The organism is Bacillus sp. EKM206B, from assembly GCF_011066015.1.
Lineage (GTDB): Bacteria > Bacillota > Bacilli > Bacillales > Bacillaceae > Bacillus > Bacillus velezensis.
Map to the genome: position 1 here is coordinate 579,051 of NZ_JAAMNL010000001.1, position 25,233 is coordinate 604,283.

General features: G+C 50.1%; 23 protein-coding genes and 1 pseudogene. 21 read left to right on the forward strand and 3 right to left on the reverse strand.

The window, feature by feature from the left end; all coding sequences use genetic code 11:
- Positions 1-214 precede the first annotated feature (214 nt).
- From G9F50_RS02910 to G9F50_RS02970, 13 genes are read left to right on the forward strand one after another with little or no spacing between them, the layout of a single operon-like run.
- Positions 215-2,032 carry a polysaccharide biosynthesis protein gene (locus G9F50_RS02910; protein ID WP_172587004.1) on the forward strand — a complete coding sequence of 606 codons (1,818 nt, stop codon included), beginning with the start codon at positions 215-217 and terminating at the stop codon, positions 2,030-2,032.
- Positions 2,033-2,047: 15 nt separating this feature from the next.
- Positions 2,048-3,187: a glycosyltransferase family 4 protein gene (locus G9F50_RS02915; RefSeq protein WP_060562533.1), complete on the forward strand. Its 1,140-nt coding sequence runs from the start codon at positions 2,048-2,050 to the stop codon at positions 3,185-3,187.
- Positions 3,184-4,026 (forward strand): glycosyltransferase EpsE, encoded by an 843-nt coding sequence (gene epsE / locus G9F50_RS02920; protein ID WP_060562534.1) that lies wholly within the window; start codon positions 3,184-3,186, stop codon positions 4,024-4,026. The genes G9F50_RS02915 and epsE overlap by 4 nt, the downstream gene beginning before the upstream one ends.
- Complete coding sequence (locus G9F50_RS02925; protein WP_060562535.1) at positions 4,019-5,155, forward strand: glycosyltransferase family 1 protein; 1,137 nt, start codon at positions 4,019-4,021, stop codon at positions 5,153-5,155. Before epsE ends, G9F50_RS02925 begins: the two co-directional genes overlap by 8 nt.
- A gap of 3 nt (positions 5,156-5,158) precedes the next feature.
- Positions 5,159-6,262: a biofilm exopolysaccharide biosynthesis protein EpsG gene (gene epsG / locus G9F50_RS02930; protein WP_032867035.1), complete on the forward strand. Its 1,104-nt coding sequence runs from the start codon at positions 5,159-5,161 to the stop codon at positions 6,260-6,262.
- A gap of 18 nt (positions 6,263-6,280) precedes the next feature.
- Positions 6,281-7,318: a glycosyltransferase family 2 protein gene (locus G9F50_RS02935; protein ID WP_060562536.1), complete on the forward strand. Its 1,038-nt coding sequence runs from the start codon at positions 6,281-6,283 to the stop codon at positions 7,316-7,318.
- Between the two features lie 4 nt (positions 7,319-7,322).
- Positions 7,323-8,399, forward strand: a complete 1,077-nt coding sequence (locus tag G9F50_RS02940) for a polysaccharide pyruvyl transferase family protein (RefSeq protein ID WP_060562537.1) — start codon at positions 7,323-7,325, stop codon at positions 8,397-8,399.
- A complete protein-coding gene (locus G9F50_RS02945; protein WP_060562538.1) occupies positions 8,396-9,430 on the forward strand; it encodes a glycosyltransferase in 1,035 nt (344 codons plus the stop codon). The genes G9F50_RS02940 and G9F50_RS02945 overlap by 4 nt, the downstream gene beginning before the upstream one ends.
- Positions 9,427-10,944, forward strand: coding sequence for an MATE family efflux transporter (locus tag G9F50_RS02950; protein WP_012118506.1), 1,518 nt, complete (start codon positions 9,427-9,429; stop codon positions 10,942-10,944). The genes G9F50_RS02945 and G9F50_RS02950 overlap by 4 nt, the downstream gene beginning before the upstream one ends.
- A complete protein-coding gene (locus G9F50_RS02955) occupies positions 10,941-11,549 on the forward strand; it encodes a sugar transferase (RefSeq protein ID WP_007407383.1) in 609 nt (202 codons plus the stop codon). The genes G9F50_RS02950 and G9F50_RS02955 overlap by 4 nt, the downstream gene beginning before the upstream one ends.
- Positions 11,546-12,193 (forward strand): acetyltransferase, encoded by a 648-nt coding sequence (locus G9F50_RS02960; protein WP_015240631.1) that lies wholly within the window; start codon positions 11,546-11,548, stop codon positions 12,191-12,193. The genes G9F50_RS02955 and G9F50_RS02960 overlap by 4 nt, the downstream gene beginning before the upstream one ends.
- A gap of 4 nt (positions 12,194-12,197) precedes the next feature.
- Complete coding sequence (locus tag G9F50_RS02965; RefSeq protein WP_060562539.1) at positions 12,198-13,370, forward strand: DegT/DnrJ/EryC1/StrS family aminotransferase; 1,173 nt, start codon at positions 12,198-12,200, stop codon at positions 13,368-13,370.
- Positions 13,349-14,314 carry a polysaccharide pyruvyl transferase family protein gene (locus tag G9F50_RS02970; protein WP_012118503.1) on the forward strand — a complete coding sequence of 322 codons (966 nt, stop codon included), beginning with the start codon at positions 13,349-13,351 and terminating at the stop codon, positions 14,312-14,314. Before G9F50_RS02965 ends, G9F50_RS02970 begins: the two co-directional genes overlap by 22 nt.
- Before the next feature lie 13 nt (positions 14,315-14,327).
- On the opposite strand, the gene yvfG is transcribed toward G9F50_RS02970, so the two are convergent.
- Complete coding sequence (yvfG, locus tag G9F50_RS02975) at positions 14,328-14,546, reverse strand: protein YvfG (protein ID WP_003151570.1); 219 nt, start codon at positions 14,544-14,546, stop codon at positions 14,328-14,330.
- 77 nt (positions 14,547-14,623) lie between these two features.
- Here yvfG and rpoN point away from each other — a divergent pair, with 77 nt between their 5' ends.
- A complete protein-coding gene (rpoN, locus tag G9F50_RS02980) occupies positions 14,624-15,934 on the forward strand; it encodes an RNA polymerase factor sigma-54 (RefSeq protein WP_260397955.1) in 1,311 nt (436 codons plus the stop codon).
- A 37-nt stretch (positions 15,935-15,971) separates the two neighbouring features.
- On the opposite strand, the gene lutP is transcribed toward rpoN, so the two are convergent.
- The gene (lutP, locus tag G9F50_RS02985; RefSeq protein ID WP_015240628.1) at positions 15,972-17,648 is read right to left on the reverse strand and encodes an L-lactate permease LutP; all 1,677 of its coding nucleotides are present in this window, start codon (positions 17,646-17,648) and stop codon (positions 15,972-15,974) included.
- A gap of 205 nt (positions 17,649-17,853) precedes the next feature.
- On the opposite strand from lutP, the gene lutR reads away from it, so the two are divergent.
- The 5 genes from lutR to G9F50_RS03010 all read left to right on the forward strand — a co-directional run bounded on the left by lutR (position 17,854) and on the right by G9F50_RS03010 (position 22,872).
- Positions 17,854-18,573, forward strand: a complete 720-nt coding sequence (lutR, locus tag G9F50_RS02990; protein ID WP_007407377.1) for an L-lactate utilization/bacilysin biosynthesis transcriptional regulator LutR — start codon at positions 17,854-17,856, stop codon at positions 18,571-18,573.
- Between the two features lie 30 nt (positions 18,574-18,603).
- The gene (locus tag G9F50_RS02995) at positions 18,604-19,794 is read left to right on the forward strand and encodes an aminotransferase-like domain-containing protein (RefSeq protein WP_060562540.1); all 1,191 of its coding nucleotides are present in this window, start codon (positions 18,604-18,606) and stop codon (positions 19,792-19,794) included.
- Between the two features lie 181 nt (positions 19,795-19,975).
- Positions 19,976-20,692 carry a (Fe-S)-binding protein gene (locus G9F50_RS03000; RefSeq protein ID WP_060562541.1) on the forward strand — a complete coding sequence of 239 codons (717 nt, stop codon included), beginning with the start codon at positions 19,976-19,978 and terminating at the stop codon, positions 20,690-20,692.
- A 27-nt stretch (positions 20,693-20,719) separates the two neighbouring features.
- A complete protein-coding gene (locus G9F50_RS03005; protein WP_007407375.1) occupies positions 20,720-22,150 on the forward strand; it encodes a LutB/LldF family L-lactate oxidation iron-sulfur protein in 1,431 nt (476 codons plus the stop codon).
- Positions 22,150-22,872: a LutC/YkgG family protein gene (locus tag G9F50_RS03010; protein ID WP_060562542.1), complete on the forward strand. Its 723-nt coding sequence runs from the start codon at positions 22,150-22,152 to the stop codon at positions 22,870-22,872. The genes G9F50_RS03005 and G9F50_RS03010 overlap by 1 nt, the downstream gene beginning before the upstream one ends.
- A gap of 201 nt (positions 22,873-23,073) precedes the next feature.
- On the opposite strand, the pseudogene G9F50_RS03015 reads toward G9F50_RS03010, so the two are convergent.
- A pseudogene (locus G9F50_RS03015) lies at positions 23,074-23,558 on the reverse strand (T7SS effector LXG polymorphic toxin); the annotation flags it as partial.
- 400 nt (positions 23,559-23,958) lie between these two features.
- On the opposite strand from G9F50_RS03015, the gene G9F50_RS03020 reads away from it, so the two are divergent.
- On the forward strand, positions 23,959-24,729 hold the full coding sequence (locus G9F50_RS03020) for a putative immunity/bacteriocin fusion bifunctional protein (RefSeq protein WP_060562544.1): 771 nt from the start codon (positions 23,959-23,961) through the stop codon (positions 24,727-24,729).
- A 118-nt stretch (positions 24,730-24,847) separates the two neighbouring features.
- Entirely contained in the window at positions 24,848-25,132 is a 285-nt protein-coding gene (locus tag G9F50_RS03025) for a hypothetical protein (protein WP_045208953.1), read from the forward strand.
- Positions 25,133-25,233: the final 101 nt, after the last annotated feature.

Genomic DNA, 25,233 nt, shown 5'->3' on the forward strand with positions numbered 1-25,233 from the left:
AGGTGATGTCTCCTTACCTTTATCAACGGAGGCACTCGGCTCTGCTGTGGGCGGCGTTTTTCGCCGCCTTAGATGCTGGTCGTCGGTGGCGGGGTGTGAGGACGGGTTAAATGCCCAATTTTATCTTAAGATGATGCATTGTTATCGGCTTAGCTGTTATGTCTGTTTTTACGAAAACCGTATCAGCTAAACCGATAAATGAGGAGGGGAAAGATTGACTTACCGGAGAAGACTTTCAATGATTTTTGCATTGGATACGTATCTCGTTTTACTTTCCGTTGTTATAGGATATCAATTTTTTGAGGATTCTTATCACTTTTATGACTCCGGAGCGTTGCTGCTGACTGCCGTGAGCATGCTGATCAGCCATCATGTATGCGCTTTTATGTTTCACCAGTATAAGCAGGTATGGACGTACACGGGAATAGGCGAGCTGCTTGATCTGCTGAAGGGGATCACGCTGTCCGCAGCTGTGACAGCCGCCGTCCAATACGGGGTGTTCCACACGATTTTGTTCCGGCTGTTGGCCGTCAGCTGGATGGTTCAGCTATTGTTCATCGGAGGAAGCCGGATGATTTCACGGGTGCTGAAAGAAACGATCGGCAGGAAGCAAAATGACTCTTCCAGGGCGCTGATCATCGGCGCAGGTGCGGGGGGGACGCTGCTCGTCCGTCAGCTTACCCAGAAAAACGATCTCGGAATCATGCCTGTGGCTTTTATTGATGATGATCAGACGAAGCATAAGCTCGAAATCATGGGCCTGCCCGTCATCGGCGGAAAAGAAAGCATTATGCCGGCGGTGCAGAGGCTGAGAATCCACCATATTATCATTGCCATTCCGTCTCTTTGCACCCATGAGCTTCAGACGTTATACAAAGAATGTGTGCAGACGGGCGCCCATATTAAAATCATGCCGCAATTTGACGAGATCCTGCTCGGAACGCAGGCTGCCGGACACATCAGAGATGTAAAAGCCGAAGATCTCCTCGGCAGAAAGCCGGTCACCCTTGATACGAGCAAAATTTCTGACAGCATCAAGGGAAAAACGATTCTGGTCACGGGCGCCGGCGGCTCAATCGGTTCTGAGATCTGCCGCCAGATCAGCGCGTTTCTTCCGCGGGAAATCGTCCTTCTCGGCCACGGGGAGAACAGCATTCATTCCGTACATACCGAGCTGTCCGCACGCTTCGGCAAAGAGGTGCTCTTTCACGCGGAGATCGCCGATATTCAGGACAGAGATAAAATCTTTGCTTTGATGAAAAAATACGAGCCGCACGTCGTCTATCATGCGGCTGCCCATAAACATGTGCCGTTAATGGAACATAATCCGGAAGAAGCCGTTAAAAACAACATCATCGGCACGAAAAATGTCGCCGAAGCCGCCGACATGTGCGGAACGGAAACATTCGTGCTGATTTCTTCTGACAAAGCGGTCAATCCGGCCAATGTCATGGGCGCGACGAAACGGTTTGCGGAAATGGTCATCATGAACCTCGGAAAGGTCAGCCGCACCAAATTCGCCGCCGTCCGTTTCGGAAATGTGCTCGGAAGCCGCGGCAGCGTCATTCCGATTTTCAAAAAGCAGATTGAAAAAGGCGGACCCGTCACCGTCACACACCCGGCGATGACAAGATATTTTATGACGATTCCCGAAGCGTCAAGACTCGTCATTCAGGCGGGGGCGCTTGCAAAAGGGCGGCAGATTTTCGTTCTGGATATGGGAGAACCCGTCAAAATCGTCGATCTGGCCAAAAACCTGATTCATTTATCAGGCTATACGACAGAACAGATTCCCATCGAATTCTCCGGCATCCGCCCGGGAGAAAAGATGTATGAAGAATTGCTGAATCATAATGAAGTACATACGGAGCAGATTTTTCCGAAAATCCATATCGGGAAAGCGGTGGACGGGAATTGGGCCGTGCTCATCCGTTTTATGGAGGAATTCAGCCGTCTGCCTGAAGAAGAGCTGAGAAAAAGGCTGTTTGAGGCGATCGAATCAGTACATGAAGAAGCGGCCGCAGGCGTGTGATGGGAGGACAGAAAGATGACGAAAAAAGTATTATTCTGCGCCACTGTCGATTATCATTTTAAAGCCTTTCATCTTCCGTATTTTCAATGGTTTCAGGATATGGGCTGGGAGGTGCACGTCGCGGCAGGCGGCAATATGAATCTTCCGTTCGTTGATGAAAAGTTTTCCATTCCGATCCGGCGCTCGCCGTTTCATCCCGAAAATCTTTCTGTTTACAGGCGGCTGAAACGGCTCATTCAGGACAACGGATACGACATGATTCACTGCCATACGCCGGTCGGCGGCGTGCTCGCACGCCTTGCGGCGAGACAAGCGCGCCAAAAAGGGACAAAGGTGCTGTACACCGCGCATGGCTTTCACTTCTGCGACGGAGCGCCCTTGAAAAACTGGCTTCTTTATTACCCGATCGAAAAATTTCTTTCTTCTTACACGGATTGTTTAATTACGATTAATGAAGAGGATTACAAACGGGCCAAGCAAATGAAAAAAACAGCTTGCGGCGCGAAAAAAATACACGGCATCGGGGTGAATACAGACAGGTTTCGCCCTGTGAGCCGGGAAGAGAGTGAACGTCTGAGAGAAAAACACGGCTTCGGCGCCGGGGAATTTATTCTCGTATACCCCGCTGAATTAAACGGCAATAAAAACCAGGGACTTCTCATTGAGACTGCGGCACTGCTGAAGAACCGTATCCCGGAGCTGAAACTCGTATTTGCCGGAGAAGGCGCGATGGAAGAGCCGTACAGAAAAAAGGCTGAATCACTCGGTGTATCCGACATGGTGCGGTTTTACGGTTTTTGCCGCGATATTCATGAACTGATTCAGCTTGCCGATCTGTCTGTCGCCTCAAGCATCCGCGAAGGACTCGGCATGAATCTGCTTGAAGGAATGGCTGCCGAAAAGCCGGCCGTTGCCGCGGACAACAGGGGACACCGTGAGATCATCGAAGACGGCGTGAACGGTTTTCTCGTGCCGGTCGGAGACAGCGCGGCATTTGCCGATCGGATTGAAAAGCTGTACCGCTCCCCGTGTCTGCGAAAAGCAATGGGGCAAAAAGGGCGCAGCACGGCGGAATGTTTTTCGGAAACACGTACGGTAAAGGAAATGGCGCACATTTACGCCGGTTATATGGATAAAAAGGAGAAAAGCGTATGAATGCAGGAGCACAACCGAAAATTTCCGTCATCATGGGAATTTATAATTGCGAAGAGACTTTAGCGGAGAGTATTGAATCCATCCTGAGCCAATCTTATAAGAATTGGGAACTGATTATGTGTGATGACGCGTCAACTGACGGAACGTATCAGATTGCGCGCCGTTACGCGGATCATTACGGCGACCGGATTACGCTGCTTCAAAATAAGACAAATCAACGGCTTGCCGCTTCGCTGAACCGCTGTCTGACATACGCAACGGGGGATTATATCGCCAGGCAGGACGGTGATGACATCTCCAACCCGAGGAGACTGGAAAAACAGGCCGCTTTCTTAAACAAGCACGCCCACTATCAAGTCGTAGGCACGGGCATGCTCGTATTTGACGAATTCGGCGTAAGGGGCGCCCGGCTTTTGCCGCCCGTGCCGAAACCGGGAATTATGGCGAAAGGCACACCATTCTGCCACGGCACCATTATGATGCGGGCTGAAGCGTACAAAGCGCTTGGCGGCTACCGGTCAGTCAGGCGGACGCGGCGGATGGAGGATATCGATTTGTGGCTGCGCTTTTTTGAAGCGGGTTTCCGGGGGTACAATCTTCAAGAAACGCTGTATAAAGTCAGAGAGGACAGTGATGCGTTTAAAAGGAGATCGTTTACGTATTCCATTGATAACGCGGTCCTCGTTTTTCAGGCATGCAGACGGCTGAAGCTGCCGCTTTCCCATTACGCGTATATCGCAAAGCCGCTCATCCGCGCCATTACGCCGCCCGCGGTCATGAACCGTTATCATAAAAACAGGGACATCCGCCAAAAAGAAGGGCTTGCCGAACATGACTGACAAACCGATGCGGGTGCTGCACATCTTCAGCGGGATGAACAGGGGCGGCGCAGAAACGATGATGATGAATTTATACCGGAAGATGGACAGAACGAAGGTGCAGTTTGATTTTTTAACCCATAGGAACGATCCGTGCGCTTATGATGAGGAAATTCTCGCTCTCGGCGGACGGCTTTTTTATGTGCCGAGCATCGGCAGCACAAACCCGATTACATTTGTAAAACAGGTCAAGCGGGTGATTCAGGAAAAAGGCCCGTTTGCCGCCGTGCACGCCCATACCGATTTTCAGTCGGGATTCATCGCGCTTGCCGCTCGTTTAGCCGGCGTCCCGGTGCGGATCTGCCATTCGCACAGTACGTCGTGGCGGGGGCGGGCGTCGCGGCTTGCCGGGATGCAGCTGTTTGTTTTCAGACGGCTGATCACGGCAAACGCCACGGCACTGTGCGCCTGCGGAGAAGACGCGGGCCGTTTCTTATTCGGGAAAGAAAAAGACGTGCATCTTTTGCCGAACGGCATTGATCTCGACTTATTTGCCGGCGGGTGCGCGGACACAGAAGCTGAAAAAAGGAAGCGGGGCATTGCAGGCGGCCGTTTGGTGATCGGCCATATCGGCCGCTTTACAGAAGAAAAAAACCACGAATTTCTGCTCCGGCTGGCCGCTGATATGAAAGAGCGGGGCATCGGTTTACAGCTGATTCTCGCCGGAGACGGTCCGCTTCGCACCGACATGGAAAATCTGGCGGCGAAGCTGGGGCTTGATGATGATGTGCGTTTTATCGGCATAGAAGACCGCGTTCATGCCCTGCTGAAAACGCTGGATGTATTTGTCATGCCGTCTCTTTATGAAGGGCTGCCCGTCACGCTCGTTGAAGCGCAGGCCTCCGGGGTGCCGTGCGTGATATCAGACGGCATAACGGAAGAAGCCGATGCCGGGCTCGGGCTGGTCAAAAGGCTCAGCCTCAAAGAACCGCCCGGACAATGGGCATCCGCGGTTTTACGGGCAGCAGAGGCGGCAAAGCCTGACGGGGCGCGCATTAAAGAAACCCTCAGACGGCAGGGATATGACGCGGAAGAAAATGCGGGGGCTGTTATGAAGCTTTACAATATGAATTGGAAAAAGGAACAGTAACGAATGATTGTATACGTAGTCAATATGGGAATTGTGTATATTTGGTCATGGTTCGCGAAAATGTGCGGCGGGCGTGATCAATCGCTTTCGACCGGATACCGGCCGAATCAGCTCGTCATGATCGTTCCGCTGCTTTCGCTCGTATTGGTCTCCGGTTTGCGCTACAGAGTCGGGACGGATTTTCAGACGTACGCGCTGATGTACAAGCTGGCGGGAAATTACGGCAGCATTTGGGAGATCTTCGGGTTCGGAGCGAAAAAAGCAGCCGTTGATCCGGGGTTTACGGCTCTCATCTGGCTCATGAATTTTATCACGAAAGATCCGCAAATCATGTATTTCACCGTGGCGGTCGTGACGTGCAGCTTTATTTTAAAGGGGCTCGTTGAGTTCGGCCGTCCGTTTGAGCTGAGTGTGTTTTTGTTTTTGGGCACGTATCACTATTACGCTTCCTTTAACGGGATCAGGCAGTATATGGTGGCGGCCGTTTTGTTTTGGGCAGTCCGCTACGTGATCAGCGGAAGCTGGAAGCGTTATATGTCAATCGTGCTGCTGTGTTCGCTTTTTCATTCCTCAGCGCTGATTATGATTCCGGTTTATTTTCTCGTCAGAAAAAAAGCCTGGTCGCCCGCGATTTTCGGACTGTCGGCATTGTTTCTTCTTATGACGTTTCTGTATCAGAAGTTCATTTCGCTGTTTGTCGTCGTGCTGGAAAACAGCTCGTACGGCCATTATGAGAAATGGCTGATGACCAATACGAATGGGATGAACGTCGTAAAAATCGCGGTGCTGCTTCTGCCGCTGTTTTTGGCTTTCTGCTATCGGGAGCGGCTGCGGAAGCTCTGGCCTGACATTGATGTCATCGTGAATTTCTGTCTGCTCGGCCTGCTCTTCGGTCTTTTGGCGACAAAGGATGTTATTTTCGCCCGGTTTAATATATATTTCGGCCTGTACCAAATGATCTTGATCCCTTATTTTGTGAGAATTTTTGATGAAAAATCAAATGCGCTGATTTATATCGCCATTATTGTCTGTTATTTTCTTTACAGTTACTTGCTTATGCCGGTCGATTCGTCTGTGCTTCCGTACAGAACGATTTTTTCCCGGTAATGGATATTGGAGGTTTATATGGAAACACCCGCGGTCAGTTTATTAATTGCTGTGTATAATACGGAAACTTATTTAGAAAGATGCTTAGATTCATTGCTCAATCAGTCGCTCGCCAATATCGAAATCGTGGCCGTTAATGACGGGTCAACGGATCAAAGCCCGGCGATTCTTGAAACCTATCAGAAGCGGGATGAGAGAATCCGGGTCATTCATCAGCAAAACCGTGGGCTCGGCGCGGTCCGCAACAAGGGGATCGAGGCAGCGCGCGGCGAATTTATCGCTTTTATTGATGCGGACGACTGGGTTGAACCTGATTATTGCCTGCGCATGTATGAAAAAGCGAAGGCTGATCAGGCTGATCTAGTGATTTGCGAATATGCGGCCGAGTTTGCGGATACGGGGAAAACCGCCGTTTCAACAATCGCTTCAGTGTACGCGGGGCGCCCGAAACAACTGTACCTGAAAGATTTATTTGAAGGAAGAGTCAGCGGTTTTTCATGGAACAAGCTGTACAAAAGAACCATGATCGAGCATCATCAGCTGCGCTTTCCGCTTCGTGATGAGCTGGAGCACGTGGAGGATCAGTACTTCAGCCTCCGGGCGCATGTTTTCGCAGGTGCGGTCTCGTACGTGGATCAGCCGCTCTATCATTATCGGATTCACTTGACTTCCATTGTGCAAAGCTATCAGAAAAAGCTGTTTGACTCAGGTCTCGTTCTCTATCGGCTGAACGAGGCTTTTTTGCGTGAAAACGGCTGCTTACAGGAATACCGGCAGGAGCTGGATTTTTTCATCGTTCAGCACGGAACAGTCTGCCTGCTGAATGAATGGAAGCGGAATAACGGCGGCCGGTTTTCTGAGAAGTGGAAGAATATCAGCCGGATATGCGCTGATCCCGTGTTTCGCCTGAGCCTTTCCAAAACCGGAACGGCGCCGTTTGACGCCAAACGCTCATGCCTTCTGCTTTTGGCGAAGCTGAAGCTGATTCCGTTCGTGTCGCTGGCATCAGCCGCGTATCAGCGGGCAATCGAGTACAAAATGAAAATCAGAGGGTGAAGACATGTCGATACAATCTTTAAAAATCAATCTCGCGGAATGGCTGTTGCTTAAGGTCAAATACCCGTCCCAGTTTCATTTCGGAACAGCAGCGGATGGGGCGGGGCTTACAGCGGCAAGAAAAAAGATCATTCTGACGCTGCTCCCGTCCCACGATAATCTCGGCGATCACGCCATCGCCTACGCAAGCAAAACGTTTCTTGAACGGGAGTATCCCGATTTTGACATTGTCGAGGTGGATATGAAGGATATATACAGATCCGCAAAAGCGCTGATCAAAAAGCGCCACCCCGATGATATGGTATTCATCATCGGCGGAGGGAACATGGGGGATTTGTACCGATATGAGGAATGGACGCGCCGCTTTATCATAAAAACATTCCGGCAATATCGGATCGTTCAGCTTCCGGCGACGGCTCACTTTTCTGAATCAAAAAAGGGACGGAAGGAACTGAAGCGCGCCCGAAAAGTGTACAATGCGCATCCCGACCTTTTGTTAATGGCGAGAGATGAGACGACGTATCAATGGATGAAGCGTCATTTTCCCGGAAAAACAGTGCTCAAACAGCCTGACATGGTCTTATATTTGGATAAAAGCGAGCGGCGCATCCCGCGGGAAGGGATCTACCTCTGTTTACGGGAGGATAAGGAGAGTGCGCTGACGGCTGAGGACAGAACGATGGTAAAAGAAGCTTTGGCAAAAGAGTACGGAGAGCTGTATTCCTTTACGACGACGGTCGGCCGGAGGGTCAGCCGCCATACGCGTGAAAAGGAGCTGGAGGCGCTTTGGAATACGCTGAAAGGCGCGGAAGCCGTCGTCACTGACAGGCTTCACGGGATGATTTTTTGTGCGCTGACGAAAACGCCTTGTGTCGTCATTCGTTCGTTTGATCATAAGGTGATGGAAGGCTATCAATGGCTGAAAAACATACCGAACATGACATTGCTTGAACGTCCAGACCCTGAAGCTGTAACGGCCGCCGTAAACCGGCTGCTCAGCGGCAAGCATGAGGAAGGCGGTTCTTTGCGCAGTGTTTATTTTGCCGGGCTGCGCTCGAAAATCAGCGGTGATGCTCAATGACCGCGCCGCTTGTGAGCGTGATCGTGCCGATGTATAAGACAGAGCCTTTTATGAAAAAATGCGCGGTTTCTTTAACAAAACAGACGCTGAGAGACATCGAAATCATTTTCGTCAATGACGGTTCACCGGATCGGTCAGGCCGGATTGCTGAACAATTCGCCGCAGAAGATGCGAGAATCCGGGTGATTCATAAAGAAAACGGCGGCCTCAGCTCGGCCCGCAATGCCGGAATAAAAGCCGCCCGCGGCCGTTATATCGGTTTTGTGGACGGCGATGACTATGTGACGGAAACGATGTTCGAGCGGCTTTATGAAGAAGCGGAGAAGAACCGGCTGGATATCGCCGGATGCGGCTATTATAAGGAAACGCCGTCTAAGAAAAGAACATATATGCCGCCGTCCCTTCCGCCGGGCCGCGTCTTCACAGCGGATGAAATGACTGCATTGCTGACCCGCGCGCACGAACATCGGTTTATTTGGTATGTGTGGCGCTATATATACCGGAGAGAAGCATTGCAAGGGCTGTTGTTCCATGAAGATATCCTGTTTGCCGAAGACTCTCCGTTTAATTTGGCAGCGTTCCGCCAAGCCGCGCGTATCAAAGTGATAGACGAAGGGCTGTATATCTACCGGGAAAATCCGCAAAGTCTTACAGAAACACCGTTTAAGCCCCACTTAGATCACGAACTGCAAAAGCAATATAAAGCGAAAATGGCTTTTTATGAGGAAAACGGGCTGACGGACGCCTGCCGGAGCGATATCGATACATATTTGTGCAAGCATCAGATTCCGATGCTGATCGCCAACGCATGCGCCGCCCCGCAGCCGTCACATCAGATTACGGCGCACATCGGCAGAATCTTAACGTATGACATGGTAAAAACGGCGGTGCGCAGGACGCCGTGCCGCCATAAACAGCTGCTGGCGGGGGAGCGCGTGGTGCTCGGTCTGTGCAAAATGCGCCTTCCTCTTCTTCTGCATGCGTTTTTTGAACGGAAAACGAAAGAGAAAGGCAGTGCGGCGGGAGCATGAAATTTGCCATTAATTTCGGCGCCAATGTGACGGCGTTTTTACTATCGGTGTTTTTATCAGTGTGGATGACGCCCTTTATTGTGAAAACATTAGGTGTGGAGGCTTTTGGGTTTGTCCATCTGACACAGAATATCATTAACTATTTCTCTATTATTACCGTTGCGCTGAGCTCTGTCGTTGTGAGGTTTTTCTCCGTCGCCGCCCACAGGGGGAACAGGGATGAGGCCAATGCGTATGTAAGCAATTATTTAGCCGCGTCTGTCGTGATATCTCTATTGCTCGCTGTGCCGCTCGCCGGGACGGCTTTTTTTATTGACAAGATTATGAATGTGCCGGCCGGGCTCTTAACGGATGTGAGGCTCTCTATCGTGATCGGCAGCGTGCTGTTTATGCTGACGTTTTTTATGGCGGGTTTCGCGACGGGGCCGTTTTTTGCCAACAAGCTTTATATCACAAGCTCCATTCAGGCCGTGCAAATGCTGGTCAGGGTGCTGTGTGTGCTCGCTCTGTTTACGTGCCTGCCGCCGAAAATCTGGCAGATCCAGCTTTCGGCATTAGCGGGAGCCGTCTGTGCGGCCGTGCTGACTTTTTTCTTCTTTAAGAAATTGATTCCGTGGTTTTCTTTCAGCCGTAAAACCTTGTCATTACAGACGAGCAAAGTGCTGTTTTCGGCCGGTGCCTGGAGCTCTGTCAACCAGATCGGCGTGCTGCTGTTTCTGCAGATTGACCTCATGACGGCCAACCTCGTGCTGGGGCCGTCTGAGGCGGGTGTCTATGCGGCGATTATTCAATTCCCGCTCCTGCTCAGAAGTCTTGCCGGGACGCTTGCTTCCCTGTTTGCGCCGGTTTTGACTTCCTATTACTCAAAAGGGGATATGGAAGGTCTCCTGTCTTACGCCAATAAGGCTGTGCGGATGAACGGGCTTCTGCTCGCGCTTCCCGCCGCATTATTAGGAGGGCTTGCCGAACCGTTTCTGGCGATTTGGCTGGGCCCGTCGTTTGTGCAGACGGCGCCGCTTTTATACATTCACGCCGCGTATTTGGCGGTCAGTCTCTCTGTCATGCCGCTTTTTTACGTATGGACGGCTTTTAATAAACAAAAAACGCCCGCCGTCGTTACTTTATGTTTAGGCGGACTGAATGTCATATTGGCCGTGGTTCTCAGCGGACCGGCACATCTCGGGCTGTACGGCATCACCATCGCCGGTGCAGTCTCTCTCATTTTGAAAAATGCCGTCTTCACGCCGCTGTATGTTTCGCATATTACCGGTTTTCAGAAAACCGCGTTTTACAAAGGAATGTTCGGCCCGTTGGCGGCGGCCGTATTTGCCTGGGCTGTCTGCCGGGGTATCCGGCTGTTTTCACCGCTTGACAGCTGGGCCGGTCTGATCGCCGCCGGGCTTGCCGTATGCATGAGCTATGCCGCATTCGCTTTTTTCTTCATTTGTACGAAAGAAGAAAGGCGGCTTGCTTTACAGAAATGCCGAAAAGTGAAAGGAGCTGTTCAGATTTGAAGGCGAAACGTGTATTTGATATAGCGGCCGCGGTGTTGTTATTGTGCGGCGCGAGCGTCATCCTTCTCTTCGCCATGGCAGCCGTCAGATGCGCCATCGGGTCTCCGGTATTGTTCAAACAGACGAGACCGGGGCATAACGGGCGTCCGTTTACGTTGTATAAACTCAGAACGATGACGGATGCGCGTGATGAAAACGGTGTGCTGCTTCCGGATCATCTCCGTCTGACCAAAACGGGAAGGCTGATCAGAAAACTGAGCATCGATGAGCTTCCCCAGCTTTTTAATGTGCTCAAAGGAGATATCAGTCTTGTCGGCCCCCGCCCTTTGCTGATGGATTATCTGCCGCTTTACACGGCGGAGCAGGCGCGGCGCCACGAGGTGAAGCCGGGGATTACGGGCTGGGCGCAGATTAACGGGAGAAACGCGATTTCATGGGAGGAAAAATTCAAGCTCGACGTGTGGTACGTCGACAACCGCACATTTCTTCTCGACTTAAAGATTCTGCTTTTAACAGTGAAAAAAGTTCTCGTGTCAGAAGGCATACATCAAGCCGGCCATGTGACGGCAAAGCGCTTCACAGGCAGCGGAGATATGTCATCGTGAAAAAGGTCGTGCTGATCGGAAACGGCGGACACGGAAAAGTCGTGAAGGAAATCGTGCAGGCCCGTTCCGATATGGAGCTTGCGGGCGTATTGGATGACGGATTCAGCGGTTTTGCCGTTCGGAACGGTTTATATACGGGCCGGACGAAAGACGTGCCCATGCTTCGGAAACTCGTCCCCGAGGCCGTATTCACGATATGCATCGGCCGCAACGGCGTCAGAAAGCAGTTCGCTGAAACGCTTGGGCTTGAAGATGACGATTATGCCGCACTCATTCACCCCGGGGCGATCGTCAGTGAAACGGCTTCCGTCGGACACGGAACGGTTGTGATGGCGGGCGCCGTCATTCAGGCGGGCGCTGACATCGGCGCCCATTGCATCATCAATACGGGGGCGGTTGCCGATCATGACAATGCAATCGGAGATTACGTCCATCTTTCACCGCGCGCGGCGCTTGCCGGCGGAGTGAAAGTCGGGGAAGGAACGCACATCGGAATCGGAGCGTCCGTCATACCGCAGATTGACATCGGCCCTTGGTCCGTTATCGGTGCGGGGGCTGCGGTCATCAGCCGGATTCCCGGCCATGTGACGGCGGTCGGCGTTCCGGCCCGCGTCATCTCCCCTATCCATAATGAAAAAGGATGATTTCATGCAAACAAACAAACGGATTTATTTGTCTCCGCCTCATATGAGCGGAAAAGAACAGGAATACATCGCAGAAGCCTTCCGTTCCAATTGGATTGCCCCGCTCGGTCCGCTCGTCAATTCGTTTGAAGCGCGGCTCGCGGAATATGCGGGAGTGAAAAGCGCGGCGGCCGTAAGCTCGGGAACGGCCGCCATCCATCTTGCCCTGCGGCTTGCGGGTGTGAAAAAAGGAGACGCTGTATTTTGTCCTTCCTTTACGTTTGTCGCCACGGCGAATCCGATTGTGTATGAGCAGGCTGAGCCCGTTTTTATTGATTCGGAATGGGAGACCTGGAATATGTCGCCCGATGCGCTTGAGCGGGCGCTGCGGGATGCAAAGCGGCGCGGCAGACTCCCGAAAGCGGTGATCGCCGTCAATCTTTACGGCCAAAGCGCGAAAATGGATGAATTAATGAGCCTTTGTGACGCATACGGCGTCTGTCTGATTGAAGACGCTGCCGAGTCCTTAGGATCAACATATAAAGGCAGGCAGAGCGGCACGTTCGGCCGTTTCGGCATTTATTCCTTTAACGGCAACAAAATCATTACAACATCGGGAGGCGGCATGCTCGTGTCTGACGATGAAGCCGCGATTGAAAAGGCGAAGTTTCTTGCGTCCCAGGCGAGAGATGCCGCCGTTCATTACCAGCACAGCGAGCTCGGGTATAACTACAGGCTCAGCAACATTCTCGCGGGTGTGGGGATATCGCAGCTGGAAGTGCTCGAAGATCGCGTCCGGGCGAGGAGAGAAATCTTTCACAGGTATCGGGAAGCGCTGGAAACATATCCGGGCATCCGCATGATGCCGGAGCTTGAAGGAACGGTTTCAAACCGCTGGCTGACGGCTCTGACGCTTGATAACGGCGTGACGCCGGAAGAAGCCGTCGCCTGTCTTGCGGAACAGAACATTGAGGCCCGGCCGCTGTGGAAACCGCTGCATACGCAGCCGCTTTTCTCATCTTCTGTCTTTTATCCACACAGCGAACATGAGCGGGTCTCTGAGAACCTTTTCAGCCGGGGTATCTGTCTGCCGTCCGGGTCTGACTTGTCTTCTGAGGAGCAGCAGCGTGTCATTGACGCACTTGCGCAACTGTTTGAAACGAAAGGGGAGAAAACATGGACAGCCGCCATGTTATGAGCCGATTAAAAGAGACGCTGACGGGTCTGCTCAGCGTTATACCGCCGCAATCTGACATCATATATGCCGACTATCCCCTCTACGGAAATGTAGGGGATTTATTGATTATGAAAGGGACGGAGGCGTTTTTTAAAGCGCACGGCATCCGCGTCAGACAGCGCTGGAATCCCGACAATTTTCCATTCGGGCGCCGGGCGGACAAAAAGACGATCATCGTCTGTCAGGGTGGCGGAAATTTCGGGGATCTCTATCCGTACTATCAGACGTTCAGGGAAAAAATCGTCAAATCCTTTCCGGAAAACAGGATCGTCATCCTGCCGCAATCCATCTATTATCAGGATGAGACACGGCTTGAGAAGACATCGGCGCTTTTTGCGGAGCACAAGGATCTCCACCTGTTTACGAGAGATCATGTGTCATACGAAACTGCAAAACACTTCTTTTCGGCGAATCATATCGGGCTTATGCCTGATATGGCCCATCAGCTGTATCCGATGGCGGCGTCAGCGGCTCCGTCACGCGGCAGGCTTCATTTTATCCGCACGGATGGGGAAATCAATCCGAAGCTGCAAAACAATTCTTCCGTTAAAAGCTGCGACTGGCAGGATGTGCTGTCAGCAAGCGACCGCAGGGGAATCGCTTTTTTCCAAACGCTGAATGTTTTGAATAAAAAAGCGGGAAACCCGCTGCCGATTGCGCGGTTTTGGAAACGCTATTCCGATTTCTTAACGAAGAAATCGGTCCTGTTTTTCAGCAGGTACGAATCGGTGGAAACGTCAAGGCTTCACGGCCACATTCTGTCCTCGCTTCTCGGGAAACCGAATACCGTTATTGATAATTCATACGGGAAAAACGCCAACTATTATTACACCTGGATGCACGAAGCGCCGGATGTCCGTCTGATCGGGGAAACCGCCGGCACGAAGGAAAACCTTCCGCTTTGAATGAGCGGAAGGTTTATTTTGTTTCTCCACGTTTTACTTTGTTGTACGCCTCATCCAAATGCTGAATTCTTTTGAGCACAACCGAGTTTTTCGTCAGCTGATCCTGAACAAGGGTTGAGACGACGGAGCGGTAATAGCTGTTCATCGCATGAATTCGGTCTTCATTCGGATTCATTTCAATGTGCTGTGTAAAGTTTTCAATAAAATAAGGAACAGAAAAAAGTTCTGACATCTATAAAGCAACTCCTTTTAATAAGTATATACGGTATGAAACCAATCATGTACAATGAAAAAAGGGGAGTGAGCATGATGGATATCAAACTTCAGCAAACACAAATGTTAAAGCCTCAATTAACGCAAGAGCTTAAACAGGCTATCACATTACTCGGATACAATTCCGCGGAACTGGCCGGATATATTGATGAGCTCTCACTGGAAAACCCTCTGATTGAACGAAAGGAAACAGACACGCCGCCACTATCTTACCATAAAACAAATAAAAACAGGATGAAAGAACGGGACGGAAGCCAGCAGATCAGACTTACCCGCAAAACGCTGCAGGATTCGCTCAAACAACAAGCCTTAGATATGAAGCTGTCCGATGATGAGAAAAAGATTTTCAATTATCTGATACATTCATTGGACTCAAACGGATATTTAAAAGAGGACATACCAGCTGCCGCCGACCATGTATCCGCTTCACAAGAGGAGACGGAAGCGGTTCTGAAAAAGCTTCAATCCCTTGAGCCCGCGGGAATCGGCGCCAGGTCTTTGCAGGAATGCATCCTTCTTCAGCTCCGCCGTCTTCCCGAGCGGAACGAACAGGCGGAATGGATTGCCGACGCCTATTTTGAGCTATTTGCAAGAAAGAACTGGAAAGCGCTTACAATGAAAACGGGCATTCCGCTTAAAGACATTCAGGACATCGCTGACATGATCAGCGCGCTTGATCCGAGGCCGGGGCTCCGTTATGCGCATGAGGAGCCGGGTTTTTACGTGGAACCGGATATTTTTATCACAGTGAAAAACGGCATCATTCAAGCGCGGCTCAACAGCCGTTCGTTTCCTGATATCCAGCTTCATACCCATTATCAGCCGCTGCTGTCAGCTGCCGGGTGCCGTGACACGAAAAATTATTTGTCGGCAAAATATCAGGAATGGCGCTGGCTGAACCGGGCTTTGTCGCAAAGAAAACAAACGATCACGAGAATTATCGGCGTCCTGACTGAACGGCAGGAATCCTTTTTTCTCACAGGAAAAAGCGGAATGCAGCCGCTGACCTTAAGAGAGGTGGCGGAAACGCTGGAGCTCCACGAATCAACGATCAGCCGGGCCATCAAAGGGAAGTACGTTCAGACGCCGTACGGACTGTATGAAATGAAAACATTTTTCTCGGCGAAAGCTGAATCGTCGGGGGACGGCGGCGCCTCCAATTATGCCGTAAAAGCGCATCTGGAGGCATTGGTCGGTAAAGAAGATAAAAAGAAACCTTTTTCAGATCAAAAGCTTGCCGATCTGCTGCATGAACAATATGACATCCGAATCTCAAGGCGCACCGTCGCCAAATACCGTGACCAATTAAATATTCCGCCGTCATCGGCGAGAAAACGGTACAGCTGAAACCTCCCCGAGCCAAACCCCGGGGAGGTTCTCCGTGTTACGGGATCATCCATGAAAACAGATGATGCTGTAAAAATGTAATGAGACAGACGAGCAGAAGCAAAAACAGACTGTGCTTAATCGTAAAGCGGAAAAGGTCGGCCTCCTTGCCAGCCAGACCGACAGCGGCACAGGCAACCGCAATGGATTGCGGAGAAATCATTTTTCCGGTGACACCGCCTGATGAATTGGCGGCAACGGAGAGAACCGGGTCCATCCCGACAGAGAGCGCCGTCACCTTTTGCAATCCGCCGAACAACAGATTGGCCGACGTATCAGAGCCGGTAATAAATACGCCGAGCCAGCCGAGCACCGGCGAAAAAAAGGTAAACATCGCGCCCGTCATGGCAAGCGCAAGACCGAGTGTCGTGCTCATGCCGGAAGCATTCGTCACATAAGCAAAGCCGACAACAGAAACAATGGTCACGACCGGAAGCGTTAACTCTTTCACCGTTTCTATAAACGCTTCGCCCCATGTCTTCCACGACATGCCGAGGGCGAACTTGGAGATGACGGCGGCAATCAGAATCGCCGTCCCCGCTGAACCGAAAAGCTCAAGTTTGTACACGGCTTCAATCGGCGTGCCGTCCGCCTGAAGAATCTGCTGATTTACAAATGGGACGGGAGGCGTGAAGGTCAATGCACGCCCGGCTGCATTCAGCCAGGAAAGCCACATTGACGTTCCTTCGTAATGACCGGTTAAGGCAGCCTTCACGCCGGGAATCCCCCAAACGGATATCATGGCCGTCAGAAGAAGGAAAGGAGACCACGCTTTAAACACCGCGGCGCCCCCGTACTTGATCGGCGCCCGGTCAGCGGCCGCTGCTGATTCCCGTTCTGCCGCGAAACGAAAGGCCGTTTTCGGTTTCCAAAATTTCAAAAACAGAGCGAGCGCGGCCATGGAAACAAGCGCCGACAGCACATCCGGAAGCTCAGGCCCTAAAAAATTCGAGCTTGCGTACTGCACGGCCGCAAAGGAGACGCCGGAAACAAGAATGGCCGGCCATATCTCAAAAGCCTTTTTAAACCCGCTCATCAAAATGATTAAGTACAGCGGAATAAAGACGGATAAAAACGGAAGCTGCCGGCCGACCATTTGAGAAATTTCCATTGCCGGTATCCCGGTCGGACCTTCGACGGCGGTAATCGGAATGCCGATCGCGCCGAAGGCAACGGGCGCCGTATTGGCAATCAGGCAAATTCCCGCCGCATACAGCGGCTGAAAACCAAGTCCGACGAGCAAAGCGGCCGAGATCGCGACGGGAGCGCCGAAACCGGCGGCGCCTTCTAAAAACGCCCCGAATGAAAAGGCGATGAGCAGCGCCTGCAAACGCCGGTCATCTGTAATTGAGAGCACCGAACTCCGGATAATCTCAAACTGTCCCGTTTTTACGGTGATTTTATACAGAAAGACCGATGTGACGATAATCCAGCCGATCGGAAGCAGCCCGTACACCGCTCCCTGAGAAGCGGACATCACCGCTTTTTCCGCCGGCATGCCGTAAACAAATACGGCGATTAAAAGTGAAACGGCTAACGTTAAAAGCCCCGCTATGTACCCCTTCATCCGTTTCACCGCAAGCGCCCAAAAAAAGAAGATAATCGGAACGAGCGCGCAAGCTGCCGATAAAAGCAAATTTCCCCCTAAAGGAGCGTACCCCTGTGTCCATTGCATCCCTAAAAAACCCCTCCTTATGTCATGTAAGCGATTACTTTTTATGATAAGGTCATCTGATGACCGGGTTAATTAGCATTATATTTTGAAAGTTTTGAAAGTACAATACTTTTCTTGAACAAATTGTCTGAACCTGTCGGCGGTGCGAAAAAAGAAGTATAATAGACGATAAACATCAAGATTCACAAGTGACGGGGTGATCGCGTTGAAATATAAACAAATTAAAACGAAAAAAATCTACGAGGAAGTCGCTGACGCATTGCTGGAGAAGATAAAAGCGGGCGAGCTTAAGCCGGGGGAAAAGCTTGATTCCGTTCAGGCGCTTTCTGAGAGTTTTCAGGTCAGCCGCTCGGCGGTCAGAGAAGCGCTGTCGGCTTTGAAAGCGATGGGGCTCGTCGACATGAAGCAGGGAGAAGGCACATACATAAGAGAATTTGAGCCGTCTCATGTTTCCCAGCCGCTTTCTTCCGCCCTCTTGATGAAAAAAGAGGACGTCAAACAGCTGCTCGAAGTCAGAAAGCTGCTTGAACTCGGCGTCGCTGCCATGGCCGCTGAAAAACGCACCGAAGACGATTTACAAAAAATCCGCCAAGCTCTCCTGGAGATGAAAGACATTGACGGAGACGAAGAATTGGGCGAAAAAGCGGATTTCTCCTTTCACATGGCGCTGGCGGAAGCATCACAAAACGGGCTGCTCAAGCATCTCATGAATCATGTCTCCGCGCTCCTTTTGGAAACAATGAGAGAAACGAGAAAAATTTGGCTGTTTTCTAAACGAACGAGCGTGCAGCGATTGTATGAAGAGCATGAACGCATTTACAGCGCCGTCGCCGCCAAAGACGCGGATGAAGCGGAAGCCGCGATGACGGCGCACCTGACGAATGTGGAAGACGTGCTGGGGGCTTATTTTGAAGAAAATGTATAGAAGCTGACTTGTGAAAGGGGATAACATCACATGCAGGCCGAATCTTTTTTTTCTGATCATGTAAAGAAAGCTCTGACAAACGATCCTCCCGGGGAATGGATGCCGGCAGTTCCGAAAGCGTGCATCCCCCTGCATTCCGGCTATCCCGATCCCGCTCTCGTTCCTGATAAGGAGCTGAAAGAAGCCGCCGCCCGCCTTCTGGATGAGGAGCGCGATCTGCCGCTGCATTATATGGGAAGCCCGAGGACGGCCGTTTTAAAAAAGCAGATTCAAGAACGGGTAGCCATCCGCGGCATTCACTGTCGGGACGATGAGCTGCTCGTGACGTCAGGCGCCTGTCAGGCGATAGATCTGGCTGCACGGGTTTTCCTCGATGAACAAACCGCCGCTGCCGTTGAAGCTCCGGTCTACATGGAAGCGCTCGAGATTTTTAAAAATTACACACCGCATATCATGAGCATTCCGACAGATCAAGAGGGCCTGCAAACAGAAACATTAGCGTTCATGCTTGAGGAAAGAAAACGAAAAGGGCTTCTGCTTCCCCGTCTTCTCTACACGATACCCGCTTTTCAGAATCCTGCGGGAACCGTAATGTCAGCGAAGCGGAGAACCCGCCTGCTTCAGCTTGCCGAAGCGTATGATTTTCTCATCTTGGAGGATGATGCATACGGCGAGCTCGGATTCACCGATATTCCGCCGCCCTTGAAAGCCATGGATCAAAACGGCCGGGTGCTGTACGCCGGTTCATTATCAAAAGTCATCGCCCCGGGTATGAGGATCGGCTGGATTGCAGGGGACGCCGCATTCATCACGGCATTGTCATGGTTAAAAAAAGACTTAGGCCACCCGTTTTCCCAAGCGGTGACCGCCGTCTATCTGGAACAAACGAATGTGGAAGAACGGCTCGCCGCCTTGCGGGAAGCATATCGAAGCAAACGTGACGTTTTGCTCGCCGCATTAGCGCGATATCTTCCGGAATCCGCATCCTGGCACGTGCCTGAAGGCGGTTACTTTGTATGGGTGAAAGCGCCTGGGGCGGATACATCCGCACTGCTGGCGCAGGCTCTGTCTCACGGCGTTTCCTATGTCCCCGGAAAATATTTTTTTCTGCATCAGGAAGACGGTGCGGAATATCTTCGCCTGTCGTTCAGTTATGCCGGTAAAGCTGCGATAAAAGAGGGTGTGCAAAAACTGGGACGTCTGCTGGAAAACGGGGGGTAGAGCAGCATGAGGAGCTTTCGGGCTTCTCTTTTTTTGTCCCCTTCGGCGCATCGGGCGAAAGGATTTTTCAGAAAAACCTTCCAATCCATATTCAGAATAGTGTAGGATATTCATAGAGCTTTCCCAAAAACAGGTCATCAGATGACCGGATCACATATTGAGGATGAAAGAGGGGTTCATCATGAAAGTCTCATTATTTGTCACGTGCCTTGTGGATATGTTCCAGACCAATGTCGGAAAGGCGACGGTTGAAGTGCTGGAACGGCTCGGCTGTGAGGTGGATTTTCCCGAGGGGCAGATTTGCTGCGGGCAGCCCGCATACAACAGCGGGTATGTGACGGATGCGAAAAAAGCGATGAAGCGGATGATTGCCGCGTTTGAAGAAGCGGAGTACGTTGTCAGTCCGTCAGGTTCCTGTACGACGATGTTCCGTGAATATCCGCATCTGTTTCAGGACGATCCGAAGTGGGCGGCAAAAGCGCAGCAGCTTGCGGACAAAACATATGAGTTAACGGATTTTATCGTCAACGTTCTCGGGGTGGAGGATGTCGGGGCGGTGCTGCATAAAAAAGCGACCGTCCATACATCGTGCCACATGACGAGGCTGCTCGGCGTGTCGGAGGAGCCGATGAAGCTTTTGCGCCATGTCAAGGGGCTCGAGCTGACCACGCTTCCCGGAAAACACCAATGCTGCGGATTCGGAGGAACGTTTTCTGTGAAAATGGCGCAAATCTCTGAACAAATGGTGGATGAGAAGGTCGCCTGCGTGGAAGACACGGAGGCCGAGGTGCTGATCGGAGCGGATTGCGGCTGTCTGATGAATATCGGCGGGCGTCTTGACCGTAAGGATAAAAACGTCAGAGTCATGCACATCGCCGAAGTGCTGAACAGCAGATAACACGAGAAACAACAAGGGGGGAAAATCATGGCGATGAAAATCGGTACCGCCGCTTTTAAAGAGCGGGTATCAGAAGGAATAGATAATGAGTTTATGAGAGGAGCCGTCTCCGGAGCTCAGGAACGGCTCAGGACAAGAAGGCTTCAGGCGGCCGAAGAATTGGGAAACTGGGAGGATTGGCGTTCCCATGCGGAAGAAATCAGACAGCATGTGCTGGACAATCTTGATTTCTATTTGGAACAGCTCGCCGAAAATGTCGCCAACAGAGGCGGACACGTCTTTTTCGCTGAAACGGCGGAAGAAGCGTCCTCCTATATCCGCGATGTCATCCGGCAGAAAAACGCCAAAAAAATTGTAAAATCCAAATCCATGGTGACAGAAGAAATCAATATGAACGAAGTGCTTGAGGAAGAGGGCTGTGAAGTCACAGAAACGGATCTCGGCGAATACATTCTCCAGATTGACGATCACGATCCGCCGTCACATATCGTTGCTCCCGCTCTTCACAAAAACAAAGAGCAGATCCGTGACGTGTTTAAAGAGAGACTCGAATACAAACAGACGGAAAAACCGGAAGAGCTCGTCATGCACGCGCGCAGCGTTCTCCGGAAAAAATTTCTCGAAGCGGATGTCGGCATTACAGGCTGCAACTTTGCGATCGCGGATACCGGTTCGGTCAGTCTCGTGACGAACGAAGGAAACGGCCGCCTTGTGTCCGCGCTGCCGAAGACGCAGATCACCGTGATGGGAATGGAGCGGATCGTTCCGTCATTTTCTGAGTTTGAAGTGCTTGTCAGCATGCTGACGAGAAGCGCGGTCGGCCAGCGGCTTACAAGTTACATTACGGCGCTGACGGGACCTCGTCAGCAAGGAGAAGCTGACGGGCCTGAGGAATTCCACCTCGTGGTTGTGGACAACGGGCGTTCCCGCATACTCGGCACGGAATTCCAATCGGTGCTGCAATGTATTCGCTGCGCCGCCTGCATCAACGTCTGTCCCGTGTACCGGCATGTCGGCGGACACTCGTACGGGTCCATCTATTCGGGTCCGATCGGCGCCGTCTTATCGCCTCTTCTGGGCGGATATGACGAATACAAGGAGCTCCCGTACGCATCTTCCTTATGCGCGGCCTGTACGGAAGCATGTCCCGTTAAAATTCCGCTGCACGAGCTGCTGCTCAAGCATCGGCAGAACATCGTGGAAAAAGAGGGCAAAGCGCCGATCAGCGAAAAACTGGCGATGAAAGCCTTCGGGCTCGGCTCATCATCCCCGTCCCTTTATAAAATGGGATCGAAATGGGCGCCTGCCGCCATGACGCCGTTTACGGAAGATGACAAAATATCAAAAGGGCCGGGGCCGTTAAAAGAATGGACGGCAATACGGGACTTCCCGGCGCCGCATAAATCGAGATTCAGAGATTGGTTTAAAGACCGGGAAAAACAAAAGGGGGAAGAATGATGATGAAAGGGACGGTTACACATCAGGAATCCTTTTTAAACCGGATCGCCGAAAGTCTGGGCAGAGAGCGCAGGAAATCAGGCGTGTCCCTGCCTGGATGGAAGTATCAGCCTCAATATCAAACGCATGCGGGCTGTACGGAAGACGATCTTGTCACGATGCTCAAAGACCACTGCGTCAACATTCATACCGAACTGATCGAAACGGATGCAGCCGGGCTTTACGACGCTTTGCGCACGCAGGTGAACCGCTTTGAAGGAGGGCCTGTCATCATTCCGAAGGACAGCCGCTTTGAAACGTACGGCTTGCAGACCCTTATGACAGAAGAGTGGCCGGATGAAGGGATTCCCGTTTGGGAATGGGACGCGGAACAAGGAGCGAAAAATATTGAAAAAGCGGAACAAGCGAATGTGGGCATCACATTCAGCGAGATCACGCTTGCGGAATCAGCCACCGTCGTTTTGTATGCGTCAGAGCATGCCGGCCGTTCTGTCAGCCTGCTTCCGACCACCTATATCGCAATCATCCCGAAATCTTCCATTGTGCCGAGAATGACACAGGCCAGCGATATACTGAAACAGCAGATCAGAGACGGCGTCACCGTTCCTTCCTGCATCAACTATATTACTGGACCGAGCAACTCGGCCGATATCGAAATGGATTTGGTTGTCGGCGTCCACGGACCCGTTAAAGCCGCTTATATCCTCGTGAATGACCGATAAAAAAACAAACCCCGGTTTTCTGATATGATCCCCTCATAGCAGACAGAAAAAAGAAAGCATACTGATCTGTCTGCAATGGAGGGGATTTTTTATGGGGAAAATACGTAAAACTTATGATATTCACTTTAAGAAAAAAGTTGTTGATCTTCACCTAAATGATGGGATGGGTTATCAGACAATCGCCAGAGAAATGAACATTGAAGTAACAAGTGCTTCGTCCACGCTTCCTAATTTATCGACTGTTTTTTTACGTTTGTCCTCTGCATCTGCAAGTTCGTCTTTGAAGTCTTCTGTCGAGAACAATTCAAGCGGAAGAATATCATTGATATCAAGCAGGATACTTTTCAACGCTTTCTTCTGTTCAGACATAATGGATTTTGACTTGGTGCAGGCGTTAGCCAGCTCGTGTTCCAGCAAGATTCTTCTATGTATGCGTCAGACAAGCTGGCGTCCTCTAAAGCGCCTGAAATGCTTGTCAAAAAAGCAATTTTCATATCAATTAGATCAATCCAATTGTCAGCCACATCAGCGTGATCTTGATAAAATACTTTGATGTTGTCAGCGCCTTTTCCGGAAAACTCACTGTCATCTAAGTCAGCTACGGCTTTGAAGGCTTTTTTAAGATTGACCATCTGGCTTCTTAATTCTTTGTATTCTTTTGCCCGTTTATCTGCCTCTGATAGCAGTGTTTTTGGCTTCCAATACTTTCATATTCATATCCTTTTGTTTAAATGGATCAACAAGATCTTACCATGGGGCAATGAAGAAACAGACGAAATGTGATACAAAAGTAAGAAATGATCAATTTGATCCGTGTTATTTTATCTTTTGCGATCTTTTGTTTTGAAACCGACGCCGATGTCTCAGCAATTTCACCTGATGTATGGGTTTTCTATGATTGTATTTACGAACGAAAAGAAAGTGCATATAGACAGTTTTTTGACAGTGAAAATAAAGTCCGCTTATTTTAAAAGAGACATTTTTGAAAATTTAATAGAATTATCTGTTTTTTTGTTGATTTAAAATTGGGAATAAGTTACAATCTTCATGTGATCACCTAAAATATGGAAAAGGGGGAGGTATTTGATGGGTAAGAAAGGCTTTTTTTCACTGTTAATGGCTTTCACACTTACATTAGTAACGATTTTTTCTTTTAATACTAGTGTTAAAGCTAATTCAAATGTTTTAGGGAAAGCAAAAACAAATTGTACGTCATGCCAATCAGGGGTTCCTGAGTCATCGGGACCATTAGAAGATCAACAAAAAGCAAAAGAAATTGTCTATGCCTCAAAGGAATTCAAACAAAACAAGTTGGTGAAAAAACCAAAAAACAGCTTCTTTGGACTTTCAAATGAACAAAATGAAGAGATTGTAAATGTAAAAGAAGGCATGGCTGTGGTAACAATTCCTGTTGATGATATGGAGTCTGGATTAACATCAGCACAATATTTTGTTGATCTGAAAACTGAACAAATATTCGATACCATTGAAACTTACATTATATTTGATGAATCAGAAAAACTTCTTAATTTACAAATAAAACAATCCGGTAAAGTTGTCGAAGATGTAAACTTAACAGAAGGCGGAAAAGTCAAACTGGATAATGGAACAGAAGTTTCTGTAGAAGAGTACTTAAAGGATTCAAAAGATTCTGCGGAAGAAACAAAAGCATCAACTATGATGAGCTGCAGAGCGGCTGTATCTTGGTTATATGATATAGCAAATGGAGGCTCTTGTGCTCTTTCTTGCTTAAGAATTGCGGCCATCAACCTAGCAATTGGTATTGGTTGCGGAACAGTTTGTGTTATTATCAAGCACAACTCAAAAAGCAAAGCAATAAAATTAATTTGCGGATAATTAAGGAGGGGGGGAAGAAATACCCCTCTTTTTTATCATTATAACGATGCATTGAAAATGATTAGGCGCATATTATAAGATTTAGGAAATATTGTTATAAGGTGGTTTTGAACAACTCATGAACAGTATTCAAAAAGAAACTGAAAAGAGCAATGCATCTAGGGACTGGTTGATTTATATCACAGTATCAGTAATCTTTTTAATAGCAGTATCGATATTTAGCTTTTTTGAGTCGGAAGTTGATTTTAACGTTATGGCTCTCCGATTATTTGATGCTTTGATCAGCTGTATCTTGGTTATAAACGGTCTTTATTTTATGCAGAAAAACAAAGGGATAGCGGTCGTTTCCTTCCTTTTAGGAATAATTAATCTAGGGATATTAGCTGTTCTTTTGTTTCGTTAAAGAAAGAAGAGCCCAGCTCATATTGATATGATCCCCTCATAGCAGACAGAAAAAAGAAAGCATACTGATCTGTCTGCAATGGAGGGGATTTTTTATGGGGA

Bases quoted from the DNA above. Each gene is read 5' to 3' on its own strand.
- G9F50_RS02915 (WP_060562533.1), top strand. From the start codon at position 2,048: ATGACGAAAAAAGTATTATTCTGCGCCACTGTCGATTATCATTTTAAA.
- epsE (WP_060562534.1), top strand. From the start codon at position 3,184: ATGAATGCAGGAGCACAACCGAAAATTTCCGTCATCATGGGAATTTAT.
- G9F50_RS02925 (WP_060562535.1), top strand. From the start codon at position 4,019: ATGACTGACAAACCGATGCGGGTGCTGCACATCTTCAGCGGGATGAAC.
- epsG (WP_032867035.1), top strand. From the start codon at position 5,159: ATGATTGTATACGTAGTCAATATGGGAATTGTGTATATTTGGTCATGG.
- G9F50_RS02935 (WP_060562536.1), top strand. From the start codon at position 6,281: ATGGAAACACCCGCGGTCAGTTTATTAATTGCTGTGTATAATACGGAA.
- G9F50_RS02940 (WP_060562537.1), top strand. From the start codon at position 7,323: ATGTCGATACAATCTTTAAAAATCAATCTCGCGGAATGGCTGTTGCTT.
- G9F50_RS02945 (WP_060562538.1), top strand. From the start codon at position 8,396: ATGACCGCGCCGCTTGTGAGCGTGATCGTGCCGATGTATAAGACAGAG.
- G9F50_RS02950 (WP_012118506.1), top strand. From the start codon at position 9,427: ATGAAATTTGCCATTAATTTCGGCGCCAATGTGACGGCGTTTTTACTA.
- G9F50_RS02965 (WP_060562539.1), top strand. From the start codon at position 12,198: ATGCAAACAAACAAACGGATTTATTTGTCTCCGCCTCATATGAGCGGA.
- G9F50_RS02970 (WP_012118503.1), top strand. From the start codon at position 13,349: ATGGACAGCCGCCATGTTATGAGCCGATTAAAAGAGACGCTGACGGGT.
- yvfG (WP_003151570.1), bottom strand. From the start codon at position 14,546: ATGTCAGAACTTTTTTCTGTTCCTTATTTTATTGAAAACTTTACACAG.
- rpoN (WP_260397955.1), top strand. From the start codon at position 14,624: ATGGATATCAAACTTCAGCAAACACAAATGTTAAAGCCTCAATTAACG.
- lutP (WP_015240628.1), bottom strand. From the start codon at position 17,648: ATGCAATGGACACAGGGGTACGCTCCTTTAGGGGGAAATTTGCTTTTA.
- G9F50_RS02995 (WP_060562540.1), top strand. From the start codon at position 18,604: ATGCAGGCCGAATCTTTTTTTTCTGATCATGTAAAGAAAGCTCTGACA.
- G9F50_RS03000 (WP_060562541.1), top strand. From the start codon at position 19,976: ATGAAAGTCTCATTATTTGTCACGTGCCTTGTGGATATGTTCCAGACC.
- G9F50_RS03005 (WP_007407375.1), top strand. From the start codon at position 20,720: ATGGCGATGAAAATCGGTACCGCCGCTTTTAAAGAGCGGGTATCAGAA.
- G9F50_RS03010 (WP_060562542.1), top strand. From the start codon at position 22,150: ATGATGAAAGGGACGGTTACACATCAGGAATCCTTTTTAAACCGGATC.
- G9F50_RS03020 (WP_060562544.1), top strand. From the start codon at position 23,959: ATGGGTAAGAAAGGCTTTTTTTCACTGTTAATGGCTTTCACACTTACA.
- G9F50_RS03025 (WP_045208953.1), top strand. From the start codon at position 24,848: ATGAACAGTATTCAAAAAGAAACTGAAAAGAGCAATGCATCTAGGGAC.